Raw genomic sequence first — 19,272 nt, 5'->3', positions numbered from 1 at the left:
GTCTCGCAACATTTGATGATGATTCCATGCGAGACGACCTTCACGGAGCATGAGCGCAAAGCATATGCCCGCAATGACGATCTCCACGAAGAACGAACGTAAAGCATATGCCTCAAAGAACCCAAGCACTCATTTTCAAGATAGCCCTCCATGCCGCAAGCGGCACCATCAGAGGATGAAAAGTTTCTTGTGCGGGAAGAGAGATTTAAGCTGCCTAATGCAACGGAGTATCTTTTGGGTGGGTTGTATCGCTTTGCGGCGCAGAGGTGAGTTGAAGGTCGTTCCGCAACCTCTGTAAAGAATCCCAGCGGGACGACCATCATCGAACCCAAGCGCAAAGTGATACACCCACCCAAGCACTAGTTTTCAAGATAGGCAAGCTTTTCATACCAACCCGGAAAATCGCATATCCTAGGATCAGAAGCATGGACAGGAGGGGGCTCTCAATGAGTCAACATCCACGAAAAACAGCACTCGATTACGCCCTCTTAGTACTTGTCATCCTGGGAAGCCTGTTTCTGTTAACCCAGATGCAATCAATGTTCTCACATTTATGGACATTGTTGAAAGTCGTGCTCACCCCATTCCTGATCGCTATGATTATTTCATACATGTTGAACCCGATAGTGACCAAGCTTGTGAAAAGAGGCGTACCTCGCGGTGCCAGTATCCTCATTATCTATGTGATTTTTTTTGCGGGTGTCACGGTCGTTCTCGTCAATACATTGCCCCGTTTCATCGAACAAGTGAAAGATTTTGTCGAATCGCTTCCCGAGTTGATTCAACGCGTGGATCGTTGGCTTGATCAATTAGCGGATGGAACTAGAAGCCTTCCGCCTGCCGTACGCATTGCTGTTGAAAACAACCTGGATTCCTTGCAGCGGGCCATCACCGAGGCTACCGGAAATTTTTTATCCATGTTGGGAAAATCGGTCGAACAAGTCCTGATCGCGTTCGTCGTCCCTTTTCTCGTTTTTTACATGTTAAAAGATTTGAAGATCATGGAGAAGACCGTGATCGCTCTCTTACCTGTACGTTATCGCAGGGAATCGATCCAATTGTTAAAATCGATCGATGATGCGCTGGGGAATTATATTCGTGGTCAGCTTCTGGTCATGCTTGCTGTGGGTCTGCTTGTCTATGCGGGATATCTGATCATCGGCATGCCATATCCTCTGATGCTGGCCATGATCGTCGCGGTCACCAATATCATTCCGTACGTAGGTCCATTTATAGGTCTTGCTCCTGCGCTGATCCTGGCATTAACCGTTACCCCGGCTATGGTGATTAAAGTCTTGGTGATCAACATGATCGTACAGCAATTGGAAGGCAATATCATCTCTCCACAGATCGTAGGCAGAAGCCTTAACTTGCATCCGCTTCTCATCATTCTCTCACTCCTGTTCGGAGGTGAGATCGGCGGAGTGATGGGACTTATCCTTGCTGTACCGTTCGTTGCTGTGGTCAAAGTGATTTTGCAGCATGTGATTCTCCACTATGTGCGCAAATAAAAGTGAAAACCGATGAAAGGAAAAACGAGACAGAAAAGAGGATTTTACCTTTGGAAGAAGAATTCTTCTAAAACAGAGAGTAAACTAGAAATGGGGTGTGGATGGATGAACTCGCATTTAGATAAAACCATGAAATTTAACGTGAAACATGAAGAGGAAGAGGCAAATGAAGCGGAACGGGCTCTTCTCGTCGCGTATGAAGCGCTTAAAGTCAAAGGCTACAATCCGATCAACCAACTTGTCGGTTACTTGATCTCCGGCGACCCCGCATACATCACCAGCTATAACGATGCGCGCAATCTGATCCGTCGGGTAGAGCGGGATGATTTAATCGAAGAGCTCGTTCGCTACTATCTTGCATCAAGGGTATAAGATTCATGCGAATACTGGGATTGGATTATGGGGACGTCCGCATTGGAGTAGCGATCAGCGATGAGTTTGGATGGACAGCCCAGGGATTGGAAGTGATTCAGAAAAAGAAGGACGATGCTGATATCGAGCGAATTGGACAACTCATCGAACAATATCATGTAGAGACGATTGTAGTGGGTATGCCCAAGAACATGAATGGGACGATCGGTCCGCGCGGTGAATTATCGATGGCGTTCGCTGAGATACTAAAGAAAAAATTTGGGCTGCCGGTGATATTATGGGATGAACGATTGTCCACCGTAGCTGCGGAGCGCGCGTTGATTTCAGCCGATGTAAGCCGCAAGAAGCGAAAACAAGTGAAAGATAAGATGGCGGCGGCCATCATTTTACAAAGTTACCTTGATTCTAAAAAATAGAGAGTAGGTGTACTCATGAGCGAATTGGAGGCTCAAAATATCATCGTGCTGACAGATGAAGAAGGCGGCGAACACGAATTCGAAGTGCTTGAAGTGCTTGAAGTCGAAGAGAAAACGTATGCCATCTTGCAACCCACAGATATGCAGGAGGAAGAAGCGATCATCTTGCGAGTAGAGGAAGATGAGGAAGGGAATCCGATTCTCGTGAACATCGAGGATGATGAGGAGTGGGATCGGGTGGCGGAAGTGTACGACACACTTCTGTTTGAGGAATATGAAGAATAAACCCATTTCTATCCGCAGACCGCAGCAGCTGGTCTGCATTTTTTATCTCGATAAACAATGACTGTCGAAAAATCGCTTTTTCTGTATAATGGAGGGGAATCATTGTCGAAATAAGCAAGGAGTTGTGGAAGTGTACAGAATCTTAATCATACGGAAAAAGTGGCTTATGATCGCGATTTTTCTCTTATTGCTGTTGCTGGGAGGTATTCTATATATCAAAAGTGAATTACAGCCGCCTGATACCGGCAACCGTACGATCATCTTGGAAATTCCCAAAGGGAGCACCACTTATACGATCAGCCATATTTTACGAGACAAAGGCTTGATCAAAAACGCCGCTGTGTTTCGCTGGTGGGTGTATATGCGAGGGGATTACGGCAAATTGCAAGCCGGTATGTACGAGATGAAACAAGGCATGAGTGTCGATGGGATCCTCGACATACTGACGAAAGGGGAAGCCAAAGATAATACGGTTCGTTTCACCGTTCCCGAAGGTTTCACCCTCGAGCAGATCGCTGACCTGCTGGCGAAAAAGGGGTTAGCGAACAAAGAAACATTTATTCGCGTGGCGGATTCGGACTCATTCGATGTTCCTTTTCTCAAAGAAATCCCGAAAACAGCGGGGGTAAAGCATCGTCTGGAAGGATATCTGTTCCCTGATACTTACGAAATCTATAAAGGAACGTCGGAACATGAGATTATCGAACTGATGTTGAAAAATTTTGATACCCGTCTGACACCTGAGATGAGAGCGGAAATTGGCAAAAGAGGAATGACGATTCCTCAAGTCGTTACAGTCGCTTCTTTGGTTGAGCGAGAAGCCCGTGTCCCGAAGGAAAGGCCGGTGATCGCGGGTGTGATTTATAACCGGTTGCATTCGCAGCCGCCGATGATGTTACAAGTCGATGCAACCGTTCAATATGTTCTGGGACATAAAGATGAGTTGTCCCTTCAGGATTTGCAGATTGACAGTCCGTACAACACATATAAACATTTCGGCCTTCCCCCTGGACCGATCGCATCCCCAGGGTTGGACAGTTTGAGGGCTGCGATCGAACCGGATCATAACGATTACCTCTTTTATGTTACGAAGAAAGATGGTTCCGGAGAGCATTATTTTGCAAAAACTTACGATGAGCAATTGCAAAATGAAAAACGGAGCGAGCAAAACGAGCAAAATGTCAGTGCCCGCAAATGAGCTGTATACACGAGAAAAGATGGCCAAAACTATGTGGAAAGGAGGAGGATGGACATGCATGCAGATGAGGACATGTGTTTTTTCGACTCAAGAGGAAAAGAAGAAGCCGAAGACATGGTTGTTGACTATCTCATGGGAGAAAAAGAATTGGAAAAGTTGATCCATCATTTCGCTTACACTGCGGATGACGTCCCGGATGGCCATTCGCATAGGAGGAATGGTAACGACCCTCAGTGATCACTTTTTTGGAAAGAGGTACAAGCGGATGATAGCGAGCGAGTTGATCGATTATATTCACAACCTTCTGCCCGAGAGTGATCCGATCTTACAAGAGATTGAACAACGGGCCAATGAACTGTATATACCGATTCTCGATCCGGAGTCGGCCAGATTTCTCGAAGTTCTGCTCATGATGAAAAAGCCGAAACGGGTTCTCGAGGTTGGGACCGCGATCGCTTATTCTACGATTCGAATGGCGAGACGGATCGAAGGAACGATTACGACACTTGAAGTGGATCCGGAGCGCGCGGCCGAAGCGAGAATGAATTTGCAGCGAACAGGCCTTACTCATAAGGTCGACCTGATTGAAGGGGATGCATTCGAATGGATTCCACGCCTTGACAGGTTTGACCTTATTTTTCTCGATGCGGCCAAAGGGCAGTATCCCCGTTTTCTCGATCTGCTTCTCCCTCATTTGGAAACAGGAGGTCTTTTGATTTCGGATAATATTTTTTTCCATGGATTGGTTCCTGGTGAGAGAGAAGTGAAACACAAACTGAGGACGATTGTCAATCGTTTGAGGGAATATAACCGAATCCTGGCATTCCATCCGGAGCTGGAAACGACGTTCTTGCCTCTGGGTGACGGGATGGCGATCTCCGTAAAAAAATGATACAATATTTGCGATTAAGGCAGTGCGAGTTGGAGGCTTTTCTAAATGAATGCAGATGGCACTCACAAGGAACTTGTATATGAGATCGAACGGCTTTTGCGTGATGTGAGCAAGGAAATGCGACGCAAGGGCCGGGAGATCCTTGTGGATTTTTCCATTACGCCGCCCCAGTTTGAAGCTCTCTTGTTGCTTCAAGAACATGGGGATTTGACCATTGGGGAACTGAGTCAGAAAATGTATCTGGCATACAGTACGACGACCGATCTCGTCGACCGGATGGAACGAAACGAACTGGTGGAACGTGTGCGCGATCAGAACGATCGCAGAGTCGTACGGCTGCATATGTGTGAGAAAGGGAAAGAGTTGATCGAAAAAGTTCTCTTTACGCGTAGAGATTATATCATGAAAGCGTTATCTTCCGTTGATAAGGAGACATTGACATTATTAAAGGTTTCATTGCAAAGTCTGCATGACATGATCATGAAGTAATGATAAAGGCGTCGATGGAAGCTGTTTGTGTTTCCAAGATTGACGCTTTTTTTCTTTGCAAAATACGCTCATGACTTCGTTGATGGTGCTTCGATTGAAGCTTTTTTTACATAACGTATAGTAACAAAAGGCGCTTTACGTTATTGGAGAGGATGAAGAAATGTGAGGAGCAACCCGATAGGATGCCTGGATTCAGGCTATGGCGGTCTAACCGTCGTTAAGGAATTGATGCGCCAATTACCAAGGGAGGATCTCGTGTATGTCGGTGACAATGCGCGATGTCCGTACGGGAGCAGAGATCCTGAAGAAGTGAAGGCATTCACTTTCGAGATCATGGATTTTCTCATGGAAAAGAATGTAAAGATGATCGTGATCGCTTGCAACACAGCGACGGCCGTTTGCTTGCCTGAGGCACGAGAGCGGTATCCGATTCCTGTGATCGGTGTGATCACGCCGGGCAGCCGCGCAGCGATTTTCGCGAGCAAGACAGGGCGTATCGGCGTGATCGGCACCGAGGTTACGATCGCGAGCCATGCATATACGCGAGAATTACACCGGATTAATCCACGACTGCATGTCGTGGCAAAAGCTTGTCCTCCGTTCGTGCCGATCGTTGAAGAAGATCGCATTCAGAGCGATGAAACGAAACAGATTGTCCGGGAATACTTGGAGCCCATACAGCAGATGGATATTGATACATTGATCCTGGGGTGTACCCATTATCCGCTTCTCTCGCAAGTCATACAGAATACAGTCGGGCCACATGTCCAACTGATTTCTTCGGCGGAAGAAACGGCCAGGGAAGCAAGTGTCGTACTCTCCGAACGGGACTTATTAAACGAAGGGAATCTTCATGCCACCTATGAATTTTATACGACCGGTTCTGTAGAAAGATTTCATGCCGTTGGGGAACGATGGTTAGGTTTCCCTATTCACGTGGAAAAGATCGCATTCTCATATGTATGAGGAAACCTGGTGGGCACCCGATTTCAACAGAAAGCTTTCGTCAAGCGGCGGAAGCTTTTCCGCGTTTTTAGGACAAATCGGGCATACTTCGTCCTTCTTCCCGTATACATAAAAATAAAACGAACTATTGGGTAGAGGAGGCCATCGAATGCATTTTAAAAAATGGATGTATGTGGGGGTCATGGCGACGGTTGTTGCGGGAATGACCGGTTGCGGGCTCATACCACATAAAACATCGGAACCGGTGAACGAGCCTGTGTCACAGTCGGGAACGGTTGCTAACGGAGTCGATAAAACATTATACTTCGTCGATCAGAAAGGTTTCGTCGTTCCTCTTGTGGTGAAGGTTCCGCAAACGGAAGGAATTGCTAAAGAAGTCCTGGAATACATGGTGGCGAAAGGACCCGGTGACGCACAATTAAAGGGAACAGGCTTGCATGGTGCACTACCTGAGGGAACCAAAGTAAAAGGGGTTTCGATTAAAGACGGCCTCGCCCGTGTGGAACTATCCAAAGAAGGAATGAACCTGCCTTCCTCGAAAGAAGAATCGCAGATGGTAGATGCGATCGTCTGGGCATTAACGGAATTCCCAAATATAAAAAAGGTGCAGATCCAGTTTGACGGCAGAGAGGTTCCGGCATTGAAAGGCGGAACTCCGGTAGGGATGGCCTTGTCGCGTGACGAAGGCATCAATTTGCAAGTGGCGGATCGTGTGAATCCGTCCAACAGTTCGAAGATCACTCTGTACTTTGAAGGCAGCAACCAGGAAGGTAATTTCCATTATCTAGTCCCTGTCACTCGCGTGATTCCAAAGATCCATGATTCGGACGCCGTAGCGACGACATTAAACGAATTGGCGGCAGGTCCGAAAGTGGAAGGATTGCAGGCGACGGTTCAGCCGACAGCCAAGCTGCTGTCTCCAGCAAAAGTGGAAAACGGTGTCGCTTCCCTCAATTTTAACGAAGGTGCATTGTCAAGTGGAGCAGGAAAACCGATTGACAAAGAGGCGATCGAGTCGATCGTGTTGTCGGTGTCTGCGAATGCGGGGGTGGGAAAAATCAGAATCACGGTAAACGGACAGGTTCCTTCAGTCGAGAAGGGAATCGATTTGACGAAGCCTGTGTCAAAACCTCAGTTCGTGAATCAAAAAACGCTCTAAACCGATGATTTCCTTCAGGCCAACGCGGTTTTGTTACCGTTATGCGTTGGTTTTATTTTTTAAGGCGTTGGATTTTCTAAATTTGGTTATGTTAGTATAGGATAATAGGACTTGGGAGTCGAGGAGGCTTTTGCTTATGAGAGTTGACGGCCGTCTACCGGATCAAATACGTCAAGTGACCATTGAACGACACTATATCAAACATGCGGAAGGATCGGTTTTAATCACTGTAGGGGATACGAAAGTGATATGCACCGCCACCATTGAGGACAAAGTGCCGCCATTCTTAAGAAACACGGGTACAGGATGGATCACGGCTGAATATTCCATGCTTCCGCGGGCCACTCAGCAAAGAAACCAGCGGGAAGCCACGAAAGGAAAATTGGGCGGTCGGACCATGGAGATCCAACGGCTGATTGGACGCGCTTTGCGTTCGGTTGTCCATTTGCCGACGTTAGGGGAACGGACGATATGGGTGGACTGTGATGTCATCCAAGCAGACGGGGGAACGCGTACCGCTTCCATTACCGGTTCGTTTGTCGCCCTGGTTGATGCTTTGCATACGTTGATCGAACGAGGAACGCTTGAAAAAATGCCTCTCACTGACTTTTTGGCTGCAGTCAGCGTGGGAGTTGTCAATGAAGTTCCCGTTCTTGATTTGTGTTACGAAGAAGACTCGTCTGCGAAAGTGGATATGAACGTAGTCATGACCGGTAGCGGTAAGTTTGTAGAAGTCCAAGGTACAGGAGAGGAATCTCCTTTCACTGCGGAAGAGCTACAGAACTTGCTTTTCTTGGCGCAAAAGGGCATCGGCCAATTGATCCGCACCCAGAAAGACGTGCTGGGTCGAGTGGGCGAGTATGTGGGCAAGATATAATTTAGAAAGATGAATGATTACTTAGGGGATATCTCTTTGCGGAAAACGGGCATAAAGGTCGCCTCGCAACATCACACCGACTTCAAATCGGGGAGACTCTCGTCGAGCTCGTGCGCATAGAGGTATCTCCTCCAACCGCAAGTTTCTCAAGATCGATGACCAAGGCAGGGAAGATGACATGGAGCAAAACAACAAAACGATCATTCTCGCCACGCGAAATCAAGGGAAAATTCGTGAATTGGTTCCCTATTTTGCGCGTATCGGATGGACGTTGCAAGGATTGCCTGCAGACGCTCCGTTGATCATCGAAGACGGTTTGACGTTTGCGGAAAATGCACAAAAGAAAGCGGAAACGATCGCACGAATGTACGGCATGGCTGCATTGGCCGACGATTCCGGGCTTGAAGTCGATGCGCTTGGAGGACGTCCCGGTGTATATTCGGCCAGGTATGCGGGTGAAAACGCATCCGATGAAATGAACAACCGAAAACTTCTGCAAGAGATGGTGGATGTACCCGTCGAACTTAGGACAGCTCGCTTCGTTTGTGTCCTCGCTTTATCCATTCCTGGAAAGCGCACCCTATTTTTTCGCGGGGAATGTGAAGGCCGAATCTTGCGGGAGCTGCGCGGTACAGGAGGGTTCGGTTATGATCCGCTGTTTTATTTGCCGCATTTGGACAAAAGTATGGCAGAGTTGACGGTCGAACAAAAAAATCAAATCAGTCACCGTGCGCAGGCGATGAGAAAACTGACCGATTATCTCGTCACATTGACTCCTTCCCGATGATCCTTTATACTTCTACTTGTAGAGAATCGGTACGTCCCAGTAGCTCAGCTGGATAGAGCAACAGCCTTCTAAGCTGTGGGCCGGGGGTTCGAATCCCTCCTGGGACGCCATCCGTTCCTTGCCGTAACAGGTGTCGTTATGGCAAGGTTTTATTTTTGTTCTTTCATACAACTGTTTGAACTCTCAGGAATCTATGTTATAATGAGATGGTTCATGCCAAGGCGTATTCTCTCGGCCTACATAGACGTGGGGAGCAGGTAAGGAGGAAATGCAAGTAATGACTGTTAAATGGGAAAAGATAGAGAATAACGTGGGAGTCCTCGAAGTAGAGGTAGATGCGGATAAAGTGTCGAGCGCACTCGATCAAGCGTTCAAGAAAGTCGTTAAGACGGTTACCGTCCCCGGTTTCCGTAAAGGGAAAGTACCTCGCTTCATCTTTGAAAGTCGTTTCGGCGTCGAGGTATTATACAATGATGCGCTGGATATCCTGTTACCGGAAGCGTATACCAGCGCAGTGAAAGAAACTCAGATTGAACCGGTGGATCGTCCGGAAATCGACATCATCCAAATGGAAAAAGGCAAACCGCTTCTCTTCAAAGCAAAGGTGACGGTGAAACCGGAAGTCAAACTCGGTGCGTATAAAGGGGTCGAAGTCCCCAACAAGGAGTTTCCTGTCACCGCGGAAGATGTTGAAAAAGAGCTTGCCGAATTGCAGAAGTCTCATGCGGAAATCATCGTCCTCGAAGACGGAGAAGTGCAATCAGGGGATCTTGCAATCATCGACTTTGAAGGTTTTGTTGACGGTGAGGCTTTCGAAGGTGGACAGGCAGAAGGCTATCAGTTGGAGATCGGCTCCGGTACATTCATCCCTGGGTTTGAAGATCAACTGATCGGCATGAAGAAAGGGGAAGAAAAAGAAATCAAGGTTACGTTCCCCGAAGAATATCATGTCACTTCCCTGGCAGGAAAGGAAGCTGTATTCAAAATCAAGCTGCATGAAATCAAACGCAAGCAATTACCTGTTCTCGATGACGAGTTTGCAAAAGATATCTCCGAATTCGAGACACTCGATGAATTAAAAGCCGATCTCGAGAATAAGATCAAAGAAAGAGCGGAACACGAGAAAAAACATTATATCGAAGAAACGGTCATTGACGAAGCTGTGAAAAACGCGGAAATCGATTTGCCACCGGTGATGATCGAGAACGAGATCGATTCCATGATGGCAGACTTCAAGCAGCGTTTGCAATTCCAAGGGATTCCTTATGACATGTATTTGCAATTTACTGGAACCACGGAAGAGAAGATGCGCGAGGAGATGAGAGATAACGCAGAAAAACGCGTGCGTACCTCCCTCGTTTTAGAAGCGATCGCTGCAGCTGAAAATATTGAGCCGACCGAAGAAGAAGTCGATGAAGAAATCAAGAAAATTGCAGAATCGGCGAAAATGGAAGAGGATCGTGTCCGTCAACTCTTGCAAGCGCGTGATCCTAACTTCCTCGGTTTGAAAAACGAACTCAAGATTCGCAAAACCGTACAATTTTTAGTGGATCAAAGCAAACTGGTGTAATATAGTGTAAAATATAGTGAGTTTTAGATAACAAGGCACTTACTCAAAGTGCCTTGTTTTTCCAAACAATGCCTGCTGAAAGGAGTGTTTCTTGATGAACGTAGTACCGATCGTCGTTGAACAGACGAGCCATGGTGAAAGGGCTTACGATATCTATTCGCGTCTGCTGCTCGACCGGATCGTGTTTATTGGCACCCCGATCGACGATGATGTAGCCAATTTGGTTGTAGCCCAGCTGTTGTTCCTCGCGGCTGAAGACCCGGAAAAAGATATCAGCCTCTATATCAATAGTCCTGGCGGTTCGGTTACAGCAGGTATGGCTATTTATGATACAATACAATACATAAAACCTGACGTATCGACCATTTGTGTCGGTATGGCAGCCTCCATGGGAGCTTTCTTGTTAGCTGCCGGAGCAAAGGGAAAACGCTATGCTCTCCCGAACAGCGAGATCATGATACACCAACCTCTTGGCGGTGTGGAAGGTCAAGCGACAGATATCAAGATCCATGCAGATTGGATCATAAAAACACGAGAGAGATTAAATCGCATCCTCTCGGAGCGCACAGGACAACCACTGGAAACGATTGAACGAGACACCGATCGCGATAACTTCATGTGTGCGGAGGAAGCCCGTGAATATGGTATTATCGATAAGGTGATCGAACGTACCGATTTATCTTAAGGGGGGAACGTTATGTTTAAGTTCAACGATGACAAGGGACAGTTGAAGTGCTCCTTCTGTGGCAAGACCCAGGATCAAGTACGCAAGCTGGTTGCCGGCCCAGGTGTCTATATCTGTGATGAATGCATAGAGTTGTGTAACGAAATTGTTGAAGAGGAGCTTGGCGAAGAAGAAGAGTTTGAACTTAAGGACGTTCCTAAGCCCGTTGAGATTCGTGCGATTCTTGACCAATACGTCATTGGACAAGACACGGCGAAAAAATCGTTGGCTGTTGCCGTGTATAATCATTATAAACGGATCAACAGCACACAGAAAAACGATGATATCGAACTTTCAAAATCAAATATCTTGCTGATCGGACCTACCGGAAGCGGAAAGACCCTGCTTGCGCAAACGTTAGCTCGTATTCTGAACGTTCCGTTCGCGATTGCCGATGCCACTTCATTGACAGAGGCGGGATATGTTGGTGAAGACGTGGAAAACATTTTGTTAAAACTGATTCAAGCGGCAGATTACGATGTAGAAAAAGCGGAGCGTGGGATCATCTATATCGACGAAATCGATAAGATTGCGCGCAAATCGGAGAATCCTTCCATCACGCGCGATGTGTCTGGAGAAGGCGTACAGCAGGCATTACTGAAGATTTTGGAAGGTACGGTGGCGAGTGTACCTCCTCAAGGCGGACGCAAACACCCCCATCAGGAGTTTATTCAGATTGATACGAGCAACATTCTATTCATCTGTGGCGGCGCATTTGACGGAATGGAACAGATCATTAAACGTCGCCTCGGCAAGAAAGTCATCGGTTTCGGTGCAGATTTGAAAACGGATGAGGCAGATCGCAATCTCAAAGAAGATGAATATCTTTCTAAAGTCTTACCGGAAGATCTGTTAAAGTTCGGGTTGATCCCCGAATTCATCGGACGTCTTCCTGTGATTACCACATTGGAAAAGTTGGACGAAACGGCTTTGATGCGGATCCTCACGGAGCCCAAGAACGCTTTGGTGAAACAGTATCAACGTCTCCTGGAGATGGATGATGTCGAGCTTGAATTCACGGAGGAGGCGCTGCAAGAAATCGCTCGTGAGGCGATTAAACGCAATACCGGTGCGCGTGGATTACGGGCGATCATCGAGGGAATCATGCTCGACGTGATGTTTGAATTACCGTCTCGTGATGACGTAGCGAAATGTATCGTGACGAAAGAAACGGTGCTTCAAAACGTACCTCCTGTGCTTGTGCGCAAAGACGGCAGAAAGAAAAAAGAAGAAACAGCATAAGCAGAATCACTCATCACATTGACTCACCTCTTACACTTTGAGGTGGGTTATTTTTCGTTTGAAAACCTTCCATAGGGGACATACTAATGGCAGACATGTCGTTAGTAGGGAGGTACATACGCGTGAATATCACATCCATACTGAGTCTTATTCAGGTGTTTTTTGCTGTTGTGATCGGACTGTACTTCTGGAATCTCCTGAAATCTCAGCAAACAAATCGTACAGCCGTTGAAAAGGAGTCGAAAAAGGAACTCGAAAAATTGCATAAAATGAGGCAGATATCTTTAACGGAGCCCCTGGCCGAAAAGACGCGCCCCACTTCATTCGATGAAATCATTGGACAGACGGAAGGTCTTCGCGCGCTTCGGGCAGCCTTATGTGGTCCCAACCCGCAGCATGTGATCATCTATGGCCCTCCGGGGGTAGGTAAAACGGCTGCAGCAAGGCTCGTTCTGGAAGAGGCGAAACGCAGTCGAATCAGTCCATTCGGTAAAGACGCCAAGTTTGTAGAATTAGATGCAACAACCGCCCGCTTTGATGAGCGAGGTATCGCTGATCCATTGATAGGCTCCGTGCATGATCCGATTTATCAGGGCGCCGGCGCGATGGGAATGGCGGGTATTCCTCAGCCGAAAGCGGGAGCGGTCACCAAAGCGCATGGAGGGATTCTCTTCATCGACGAGATCGGTGAACTTCATTCGATTCAGATGAACAAGTTACTGAAGGTTCTGGAAGACCGCAAAGTATATTTGGAAAGTGCGTACTACAGCTCAGAAGATAAAAATATCCCCAGTCATATTCACGATATGTTTCAAAATGGATTGCCGGCCGATTTTCGGCTGGTCGGAGCGACCACACGAATGCCGCATGAGATTCCGCCGGCGATTCGCTCCCGCTGTGTCGAGATTTTTTTCCGTTCACTCACACAAGAGGAAATCGGTGTCATTGTAAGGAACGCCGCAAAAAGGATCAATTTTCCATTCGAGGAGAAAGCGGTGGAAGTCGTACAACGGTATGCGACAAACGGTCGGGAAGCAGTTAACGTGGTACAGATCGCGGCGGGAATCGCTTTATCCGAAGGAAGAAACACGATCACGGTTGGCGATGTAGAATGGGTGGTGAACTCTTCTCAGATCTCCCCGCGGCCAGAAAAACGGGTGCCTACACAGCCGCAGGTCGGTGTCGTGAACGGTTTGGCCGTTTATGGACCGAATATGGGGATGTTACTGGATGTGGAGGTAACAGCCGTACCGGCCGCTTCCCCTGGTCAGGGGAGGTTGATGATTACCGGCGTGATCGAAGAAGAAGAAACAGGAGGAGCCGGTCGTGTCACAAGGCGTAAAAGTATGGCAAAAGGTTCGGTTGAAAACGTGTTGACCGTTTTGAGAAGAGTGATGAATGTTCATCCCTATGATTTTGATTTGCACGTGAACTTTCCGGGAGGCATACCGGTAGACGGACCTTCTGCAGGCATAACGATGGCCACAGCGATTTACTCGGCGATCAAAGACATTCCTATCGATAACAAAGTGGCGATGACGGGTGAAGTTTCCATACGCGGACGCATATTGCCCGTTGGCGGTGTCGTCGCGAAAATCGAAGCCGCCAAGCAGGCGGGAGCCACCCGTGTGCTCATTCCCAAGGATAACTGGCAAGAAATTTTCCGCACCATGCAGGGGATCGAAATCATTCCTGTCGAACGAGTGGAGCAAGCGATCGAACTGGCACTCGCTAATAAAGAACAGACGGAAATCAATACGGTACCGATTCCAGCTGCCGGAGTTCTGACCGCTTCCCCTTCGGTATGATTTGTAAGAGGCAGGGGATCCCCTGCTTTTTTCTCTTGCATTAGACATATATTCATGGAATAGGGTACAATAAGGTGGCAAATCAAGCCAATGTGTAGGATGTTTACCAATGGGGGTGAACAACATGAGACAAACCAGCAGACGAAGTTTGCCACTTTTACCTTTGCGCGGCCTTCTTGTCTTTCCGACCATGGTGTTGCACCTGGATGTGGGGCGTGAAAAGTCAGTGCGGGCCCTGGAAAAGGCGATGGTAGGAGAGAACCTGATCTTATTGGCTGCACAAAAGGACACACATATGGATGATCCTGAACCGGATGACATCTATCGTGTAGGAACGGTTACTCGTATTAAGCAGATGTTAAAACTTCCGAACGGAACCATGAGAGTACTGGTAGAGGGTTTATCGCGGGCGCAGATTATCGCTTATACGAGTACGGAAGAACATTATCAGGTAGATGTGGACGTGATCGAAGAAGAAGAGGTTCGCGACCCAGAAGTGGATGCTCTGATGCGAGCCGTGTTAAACCAGTTTGAACAGTATAGCAAGCTTTCTAAGAAGGTCACGCAAGAGATGTTTGCGTCAGTCACTGATATCGATGAGCCCGGTCGTTTGGCAGATGCGATCGTCTCTCATCTCACACTGAAAATCCCGGATAAGCAGTCGATCCTCGAAGCGTTTTCCATAAAAGAACGATTGGAAATATTGCTTCGTATCTTATCGGACGAGCGGGAAGTTCTCGAATTAGAAAAAAAGATCAGCCAACGTGTTCGCAAACAGATGGAAAAGACGCAGAAAGAATACTATCTGCGTGAACAGATGAAAGCGATCCAAAAAGAGTTGGGCGAGAAAGAAGGCCGTGGCGCTGAAGCGGATGAATTACGTGAAAAAATGAAAGCGATGAACCTTCCGGAAGATGTACGGAGCAAGATCGAGAAAGAGATCGAACGGCTGGAAAAAATGCCTCCTACTTCCGCCGAAGGGACAGTCGTGCGTACATATATCGATTGGCTCATGGCATTGCCCTGGACGGAGAAAGCGAACGACGAGATCGATCTCAAGTACGCGGAAGAAGTGTTAGACAAAGAACATTACGGCCTTGAGAAAGTGAAAGAACGCATTTTGGAATATCTGGCCGTACAAGCGCTGGCGAAAAAGTTGCGTGGACCCATCCTGTGTTTGGTAGGTCCTCCAGGGGTTGGGAAAACATCACTGGCCCGTTCCATCGCAACCGCATTAGGGCGCAAATTCGTGCGCATTTCCCTCGGCGGTGTGCGTGATGAAGCGGAGATTCGCGGGCACAGGCGTACGTATATCGGGGCATTGCCCGGACGGATCATCCAGGGAATGAAAACTGCCGGACAGATCAATCCAGTCTTCCTGCTTGATGAAATTGATAAGATGGCACACGATTTTCGCGGGGACCCCGCAGCGGCCTTGTTGGAAGTACTAGATCCGGAGCAAAACAGTACGTTTTCTGATCATTACATCGAGATCCCGTACGATTTGTCAAACGTATTGTTCATAACGACGGCTAACGTAGCCCAAGATATTCCCGGGCCTCTTCTCGATCGAATGGAGGCGATTTACCTCTCCGGGTATACAGAGATTGAAAAACAGCATATCGCCATGAACCACCTGTTGCCTAAGCAGCTGGAGGCACATGGATTACGCAAGGAAAATCTGAACATCTCAAGCGAGACGATGCTTCGAGTGATCCGCGAATATACGCGTGAAGCAGGAGTACGTAACCTGGAGAGACAGATCGGCACCCTCTGCCGCAAAGCGGCGAAAGAGATCGTCACAGGCAAGAAAAAACGGATCGTGATTACCCGGAAGAATTTGCCTGGCTTTCTCGGGGCGCCCAAATACCGATACGGTTTGGCCGAGAAGGAAGATCAGGTAGGAGTTGTGACCGGATTGGCATGGACATCCACGGGCGGAGATACGTTGTCCATCGAGGTCTCTGTCGTTTCGGGGAAGGGGAAGCTCACGTTGACCGGGCAATTGGGCGATGTAATGAAAGAGTCTGCACAAGCGGCATTCAGTTATATTCGCTCGCGTGCCGCTCAGTTGGGAATTCCTGAAGACTTTCCTGAAAAATTTGATGTTCATATCCATGTGCCGGAAGGTGCGATCCCGAAAGACGGTCCTTCTGCAGGAATCTCTATGGCCACTGCTGTCGTTTCCGCTTTGACCAATACGCCTGTTTCCCGCCATGTGGCAATGACAGGGGAGATCACTTTGCGCGGCAGAGTGTTGCCTATCGGAGGCGTAAAGGAAAAATGTCTGTCTGCCCATCGGGCTGGCATTAAAAAAGTCTTGTTGCCGGCGGATAACGAAAAAGATGTCGACGACATTCCGGAAAGTGTGCGCAAGGATTTGCAATTGGTGTTTGTCCAACATATGGATCAAGTGCTTGAAGAAGCACTGGTGAGAGAATAATGAAAATCAAATCAGCCGAATTTACCATTTCTGCAGTTAAACCTGAGCAATACCCCGAGGGGAATCAACCGGAAATTGCATTGGCGGGGCGTTCTAATGTTGGCAAATCCTCGTTGATCAATCGCATGCTCAACCGTCGCAACCTTGCACGCACTTCTTCGAAACCGGGGAAAACGCAAACGCTGAACTATTATCACATCAACCAACAATTCTACTTCGTGGACTTGCCGGGATACGGATTTGCCCGCGTTCCGCAAGCGATCAAAGCGCAATGGTCAAAAATGATCGAGCATTATCTTTCAAAACGGGAGAATCTGAAATTGGTTCTCCAACTCGTTGATATCAGACATGCTCCGAGCAAGGAAGATGTCGCCATGTATGAATGGCTGAATCATTACGGATTGCCAAAAGTTGTTATTGCCACAAAAGCGGACAAGATTTCACGCGGTCAATGGCAGAAACATATGAAAATCATTCGTAATGCTCTCCAAATGGATCCATCGGTTCCTTTCATTCCTTTTTCTGCAGAAACCGGGCAAGGAAAAGAAGAATTATGGAACGTTATCACATCTTTTATAGATACAACAGAGGAACCCGTTGAACAAAAAGAAGCCGAATCCAGTTAAGTCTCCCTGATATAGGGGAGACTTTTCATATTCTTCGTGATGGGGGACATCAGATGTTATGGGAGCACCGCGAGTCATATGTTTAGTACAGAAGAAGAGAGTTCCTTTCAGGAAGCCTGTCCATTTAACAGTTGTATATTTTGGGGAGGTTTCATTCATGGAAACTCGGAAATGTATCATTCCTGTTCTTACCGCCAATCGCATAGCGGTGAGCCATGCGGCTGGAGATATCGCCGTTCGAGAAACAGATATGGATAAAAAGGTCATTCTGTTTCTTAAACATGAAAAACCGCTAACATTTCCCATTGATGCGATTGAAATTCGAGAGACACTGCGTTTGATCAGCCGAACTCCTCCATATTACGAATGGAGTCAAGGCGAATCTGTTGATTTGGATATTTTTGTCCCTCTAGGTTTTTCTGTTACTATCGCTCACAAGCAGGGAGATGTGTTTGTTCACACCACTGGAGAGCAAAATCTTGAAGTCAAAAAAGGGGGGATCACTTCGAAAGGGGTGCGCGGCTGTGGTCGTTTTCACACGCATATCGGGGATATTGCGATTCAGCAGATGCGAGACATGCAGAAACTACAAGCAAGTGTAAGGATAGGGAATATCCAAGTCGAAATCCCCCGTGGTATCGAACTTGCCGTTATGGCGAAGACGGATGTTGGGCGGATCCAGAGCAACCGGAAAAGCAGTCGCAATTTTATGAACCAAGAGGAACCTGGGGATGTATTTTCTTACAATCCGTTACATGCACAAGGAAGTGCCATGTTTGAAACAAAAAAGGGGGACATCAGCGTTTGGTTTGCGTGAAGTTCGGCGGTTTTTCCTGGCCCGATCAACGGGCCGGAAACCGTTACACATGTTCTGTTGCATGAGTCGACCCGCCGGAATCATCTCCGCCGAGCTCGGCTAGAATCATCCCTGTGAGGATGCATAACGAACCGATAATCGCTTGCGGAGAGAGAATTTCATTGGCCCACAGGTATGCGGTGACCGCCGCAAAGACCGGTTCCATCGAAAAGATCAGGGCGGTACGTGTCGCGGTGGTGAATTTCTGAAACTGGCTTTGAGCGACAAAGGCGAATGCTGTGGCAAAAACGGAAGTCACCATAAGCGCATAAAGAACATGAGGAGACATCAAGATGTCCATTTGGAACACGATTCGCCACTTCTCGAAAATGAGTGCTGCCAGCGCATTGAAGATTCCGACGGTCGTGATTTGCACAAATCCGAGCAAAAACGCCGAAAACTTTGAAGCATAGCGGCTCACTGTGATAATATGCATGGCGAATGAGAACGCACAAAGAAGAACCAGAAGATCCCCACAGTTGACGGATTCAGCTTTATTGAAGGAAATCAGAGAGAGTCCCACGGTTGCTATACACACACCGGCGATCGTCTGTTTTCTAATTTTCTGACGGAATAACCAAAACGAAAAAAGCGGCACCAATACGACCGATAAACCTGTGATGAACCCGGCTTTGGAGGACGTGGTATACATCAGACCGAACGTCTGAAAAGCGTAACCGGCAAACAACCAGATCCCGATCTGTATTCCCGCTTTCATAAGATCACGATTGAATGAACGCCAAACGGATCGGTTCATGATCCATACAATCAAGCCAAGAACGACGGATGCAAGGAGAAAGCGAACAGCATTAAAGGTGAAAGGCGGGAGAAGACTGACCGCATTTTTTACCATGACAAAAGTGGCGCCCCAAACGAGGGTGACAAGTAAAAGAATCAAATCGGCGAAGAGCGATTTGCCCAATCGAGGGCACTCCTTTCTGTGATTTTCTGGTTTTTCACTCATTATAATAAATGATTCGACCGATTTCATCCAGATTTTTTCATCGATAGTTGCCAGCAACTTTTTCAGGATGGGTGCATAAACAGGTAT

General features: G+C 47.6%; 20 protein-coding genes and 1 tRNA gene. 20 read left to right on the top strand and 1 reads right to left on the bottom strand.

What is annotated here, in order from left to right; genetic code table 11:
- Positions 1 to 446: 446 nt before the first annotated feature.
- The 20 genes from DNHGIG_RS01025 (at position 447) to DNHGIG_RS00930 (ending at position 18,182) form a co-directional block, all read left to right on the top strand.
- Positions 447 to 1,511 carry an AI-2E family transporter gene (locus DNHGIG_RS01025; protein WP_282197928.1) on the top strand — a complete coding sequence of 355 codons (1,065 nt, stop codon included), beginning with the start codon at positions 447 to 449 and terminating at the stop codon, positions 1,509 to 1,511.
- A 105-nt stretch (positions 1,512 to 1,616) separates the two neighbouring features.
- Positions 1,617 to 1,883 carry an IreB family regulatory phosphoprotein gene (locus tag DNHGIG_RS01020; protein ID WP_282197927.1) on the top strand — a complete coding sequence of 89 codons (267 nt, stop codon included), beginning with the start codon at positions 1,617 to 1,619 and terminating at the stop codon, positions 1,881 to 1,883.
- A 5-nt stretch (positions 1,884 to 1,888) separates the two neighbouring features.
- Positions 1,889 to 2,299, top strand: coding sequence for a Holliday junction resolvase RuvX (gene ruvX, locus DNHGIG_RS01015; RefSeq protein WP_282197926.1), 411 nt, complete (start codon positions 1,889 to 1,891; stop codon positions 2,297 to 2,299).
- A gap of 15 nt (positions 2,300 to 2,314) precedes the next feature.
- Positions 2,315 to 2,584 (top strand): DUF1292 domain-containing protein, encoded by a 270-nt coding sequence (locus DNHGIG_RS01010; protein WP_282197925.1) that lies wholly within the window; start codon positions 2,315 to 2,317, stop codon positions 2,582 to 2,584.
- A gap of 130 nt (positions 2,585 to 2,714) precedes the next feature.
- The gene (gene mltG, locus DNHGIG_RS01005; RefSeq protein ID WP_282197924.1) at positions 2,715 to 3,782 is read left to right on the top strand and encodes an endolytic transglycosylase MltG; all 1,068 of its coding nucleotides are present in this window, start codon (positions 2,715 to 2,717) and stop codon (positions 3,780 to 3,782) included.
- A gap of 54 nt (positions 3,783 to 3,836) precedes the next feature.
- The gene (locus DNHGIG_RS01000; protein ID WP_282197923.1) at positions 3,837 to 4,019 is read left to right on the top strand and encodes a hypothetical protein; all 183 of its coding nucleotides are present in this window, start codon (positions 3,837 to 3,839) and stop codon (positions 4,017 to 4,019) included.
- Between the two features lie 28 nt (positions 4,020 to 4,047).
- Entirely contained in the window at positions 4,048 to 4,674 is a 627-nt protein-coding gene (locus DNHGIG_RS00995) for an O-methyltransferase (protein WP_282197922.1), read from the top strand.
- A gap of 45 nt (positions 4,675 to 4,719) precedes the next feature.
- Positions 4,720 to 5,163, top strand: coding sequence for a MarR family winged helix-turn-helix transcriptional regulator (locus DNHGIG_RS00990; protein WP_282197921.1), 444 nt, complete (start codon positions 4,720 to 4,722; stop codon positions 5,161 to 5,163).
- Between the two features lie 162 nt (positions 5,164 to 5,325).
- Entirely contained in the window at positions 5,326 to 6,129 is an 804-nt protein-coding gene (racE, locus tag DNHGIG_RS00985; protein WP_282197920.1) for a glutamate racemase, read from the top strand.
- A gap of 148 nt (positions 6,130 to 6,277) precedes the next feature.
- Positions 6,278 to 7,288, top strand: a complete 1,011-nt coding sequence (locus DNHGIG_RS00980; protein ID WP_282197919.1) for a GerMN domain-containing protein — start codon at positions 6,278 to 6,280, stop codon at positions 7,286 to 7,288.
- Positions 7,289 to 7,424: 136 nt separating this feature from the next.
- Positions 7,425 to 8,165 (top strand): ribonuclease PH, encoded by a 741-nt coding sequence (rph, locus tag DNHGIG_RS00975; protein ID WP_282197918.1) that lies wholly within the window; start codon positions 7,425 to 7,427, stop codon positions 8,163 to 8,165.
- Positions 8,166 to 8,343: 178 nt separating this feature from the next.
- Complete coding sequence (locus DNHGIG_RS00970) at positions 8,344 to 8,952, top strand: XTP/dITP diphosphatase (protein ID WP_282197917.1); 609 nt, start codon at positions 8,344 to 8,346, stop codon at positions 8,950 to 8,952.
- Positions 8,953 to 8,985: 33 nt separating this feature from the next.
- Positions 8,986 to 9,062: transfer RNA gene (locus tag DNHGIG_RS00965), tRNA-Arg, on the top strand.
- A gap of 167 nt (positions 9,063 to 9,229) precedes the next feature.
- Positions 9,230 to 10,522 carry a trigger factor gene (tig, locus tag DNHGIG_RS00960; protein WP_282197916.1) on the top strand — a complete coding sequence of 431 codons (1,293 nt, stop codon included), beginning with the start codon at positions 9,230 to 9,232 and terminating at the stop codon, positions 10,520 to 10,522.
- Between the two features lie 94 nt (positions 10,523 to 10,616).
- Positions 10,617 to 11,207: an ATP-dependent Clp endopeptidase proteolytic subunit ClpP gene (clpP, locus tag DNHGIG_RS00955; protein ID WP_282197915.1), complete on the top strand. Its 591-nt coding sequence runs from the start codon at positions 10,617 to 10,619 to the stop codon at positions 11,205 to 11,207.
- A 12-nt stretch (positions 11,208 to 11,219) separates the two neighbouring features.
- Positions 11,220 to 12,488, top strand: a complete 1,269-nt coding sequence (gene clpX / locus DNHGIG_RS00950) for an ATP-dependent protease ATP-binding subunit ClpX (RefSeq protein WP_282197914.1) — start codon at positions 11,220 to 11,222, stop codon at positions 12,486 to 12,488.
- 95 nt (positions 12,489 to 12,583) lie between these two features.
- A complete protein-coding gene (gene lonB, locus DNHGIG_RS00945; RefSeq protein ID WP_282201321.1) occupies positions 12,584 to 14,296 on the top strand; it encodes an ATP-dependent protease LonB in 1,713 nt (570 codons plus the stop codon).
- A gap of 124 nt (positions 14,297 to 14,420) precedes the next feature.
- Entirely contained in the window at positions 14,421 to 16,739 is a 2,319-nt protein-coding gene (gene lon, locus DNHGIG_RS00940; protein ID WP_282197913.1) for an endopeptidase La, read from the top strand.
- Positions 16,739 to 17,365: a ribosome biogenesis GTP-binding protein YihA/YsxC gene (yihA, locus tag DNHGIG_RS00935; protein ID WP_282197912.1), complete on the top strand. Its 627-nt coding sequence runs from the start codon at positions 16,739 to 16,741 to the stop codon at positions 17,363 to 17,365. The genes lon and yihA overlap by 1 nt, the downstream gene beginning before the upstream one ends.
- Positions 17,366 to 17,522: 157 nt before the next feature.
- Positions 17,523 to 18,182 (top strand): DUF4097 family beta strand repeat-containing protein, encoded by a 660-nt coding sequence (locus DNHGIG_RS00930; protein ID WP_439647718.1) that lies wholly within the window; start codon positions 17,523 to 17,525, stop codon positions 18,180 to 18,182.
- 43 nt (positions 18,183 to 18,225) lie between these two features.
- On the opposite strand, the gene DNHGIG_RS00925 is transcribed toward DNHGIG_RS00930, so the two are convergent.
- On the bottom strand, positions 18,226 to 19,143 hold the full coding sequence (locus DNHGIG_RS00925; RefSeq protein ID WP_282197910.1) for a DMT family transporter: 918 nt from the start codon (positions 19,141 to 19,143) through the stop codon (positions 18,226 to 18,228).
- Positions 19,144 to 19,272: the final 129 nt, after the last annotated feature.

The sequence above is a fragment of the Collibacillus ludicampi genome (assembly GCF_023705585.1).
Taxonomy (GTDB): domain Bacteria; phylum Bacillota; class Bacilli; order Tumebacillales; family BOQE01; genus Collibacillus; species Collibacillus ludicampi.
This window is presented reverse-complemented; position numbering and strand designations above follow the sequence as displayed.

What these genes read in the sequence shown, in the direction of transcription:
- DNHGIG_RS01025 (WP_282197928.1), top strand. Translation starts at nt 447, where the DNA reads ATGAGTCAACATCCACGAAAAACAGCACTCGATTACGCCCTCTTAGTA.
- DNHGIG_RS01020 (WP_282197927.1), top strand. Translation starts at nt 1,617, where the DNA reads ATGAACTCGCATTTAGATAAAACCATGAAATTTAACGTGAAACATGAA.
- ruvX (WP_282197926.1), top strand. Translation starts at nt 1,889, where the DNA reads ATGCGAATACTGGGATTGGATTATGGGGACGTCCGCATTGGAGTAGCG.
- DNHGIG_RS01010 (WP_282197925.1), top strand. Translation starts at nt 2,315, where the DNA reads ATGAGCGAATTGGAGGCTCAAAATATCATCGTGCTGACAGATGAAGAA.
- DNHGIG_RS01000 (WP_282197923.1), top strand. Translation starts at nt 3,837, where the DNA reads ATGCATGCAGATGAGGACATGTGTTTTTTCGACTCAAGAGGAAAAGAA.
- DNHGIG_RS00995 (WP_282197922.1), top strand. Translation starts at nt 4,048, where the DNA reads ATGATAGCGAGCGAGTTGATCGATTATATTCACAACCTTCTGCCCGAG.
- DNHGIG_RS00990 (WP_282197921.1), top strand. Translation starts at nt 4,720, where the DNA reads ATGAATGCAGATGGCACTCACAAGGAACTTGTATATGAGATCGAACGG.
- DNHGIG_RS00980 (WP_282197919.1), top strand. Translation starts at nt 6,278, where the DNA reads ATGCATTTTAAAAAATGGATGTATGTGGGGGTCATGGCGACGGTTGTT.
- rph (WP_282197918.1), top strand. Translation starts at nt 7,425, where the DNA reads ATGAGAGTTGACGGCCGTCTACCGGATCAAATACGTCAAGTGACCATT.
- DNHGIG_RS00970 (WP_282197917.1), top strand. Translation starts at nt 8,344, where the DNA reads ATGGAGCAAAACAACAAAACGATCATTCTCGCCACGCGAAATCAAGGG.
- tig (WP_282197916.1), top strand. Translation starts at nt 9,230, where the DNA reads ATGACTGTTAAATGGGAAAAGATAGAGAATAACGTGGGAGTCCTCGAA.
- clpP (WP_282197915.1), top strand. Translation starts at nt 10,617, where the DNA reads ATGAACGTAGTACCGATCGTCGTTGAACAGACGAGCCATGGTGAAAGG.
- clpX (WP_282197914.1), top strand. Translation starts at nt 11,220, where the DNA reads ATGTTTAAGTTCAACGATGACAAGGGACAGTTGAAGTGCTCCTTCTGT.
- lonB (WP_282201321.1), top strand. Translation starts at nt 12,584, where the DNA reads ATGTCGTTAGTAGGGAGGTACATACGCGTGAATATCACATCCATACTG.
- lon (WP_282197913.1), top strand. Translation starts at nt 14,421, where the DNA reads ATGAGACAAACCAGCAGACGAAGTTTGCCACTTTTACCTTTGCGCGGC.
- yihA (WP_282197912.1), top strand. Translation starts at nt 16,739, where the DNA reads ATGAAAATCAAATCAGCCGAATTTACCATTTCTGCAGTTAAACCTGAG.
- DNHGIG_RS00930 (WP_439647718.1), top strand. Translation starts at nt 17,523, where the DNA reads ATGGAAACTCGGAAATGTATCATTCCTGTTCTTACCGCCAATCGCATA.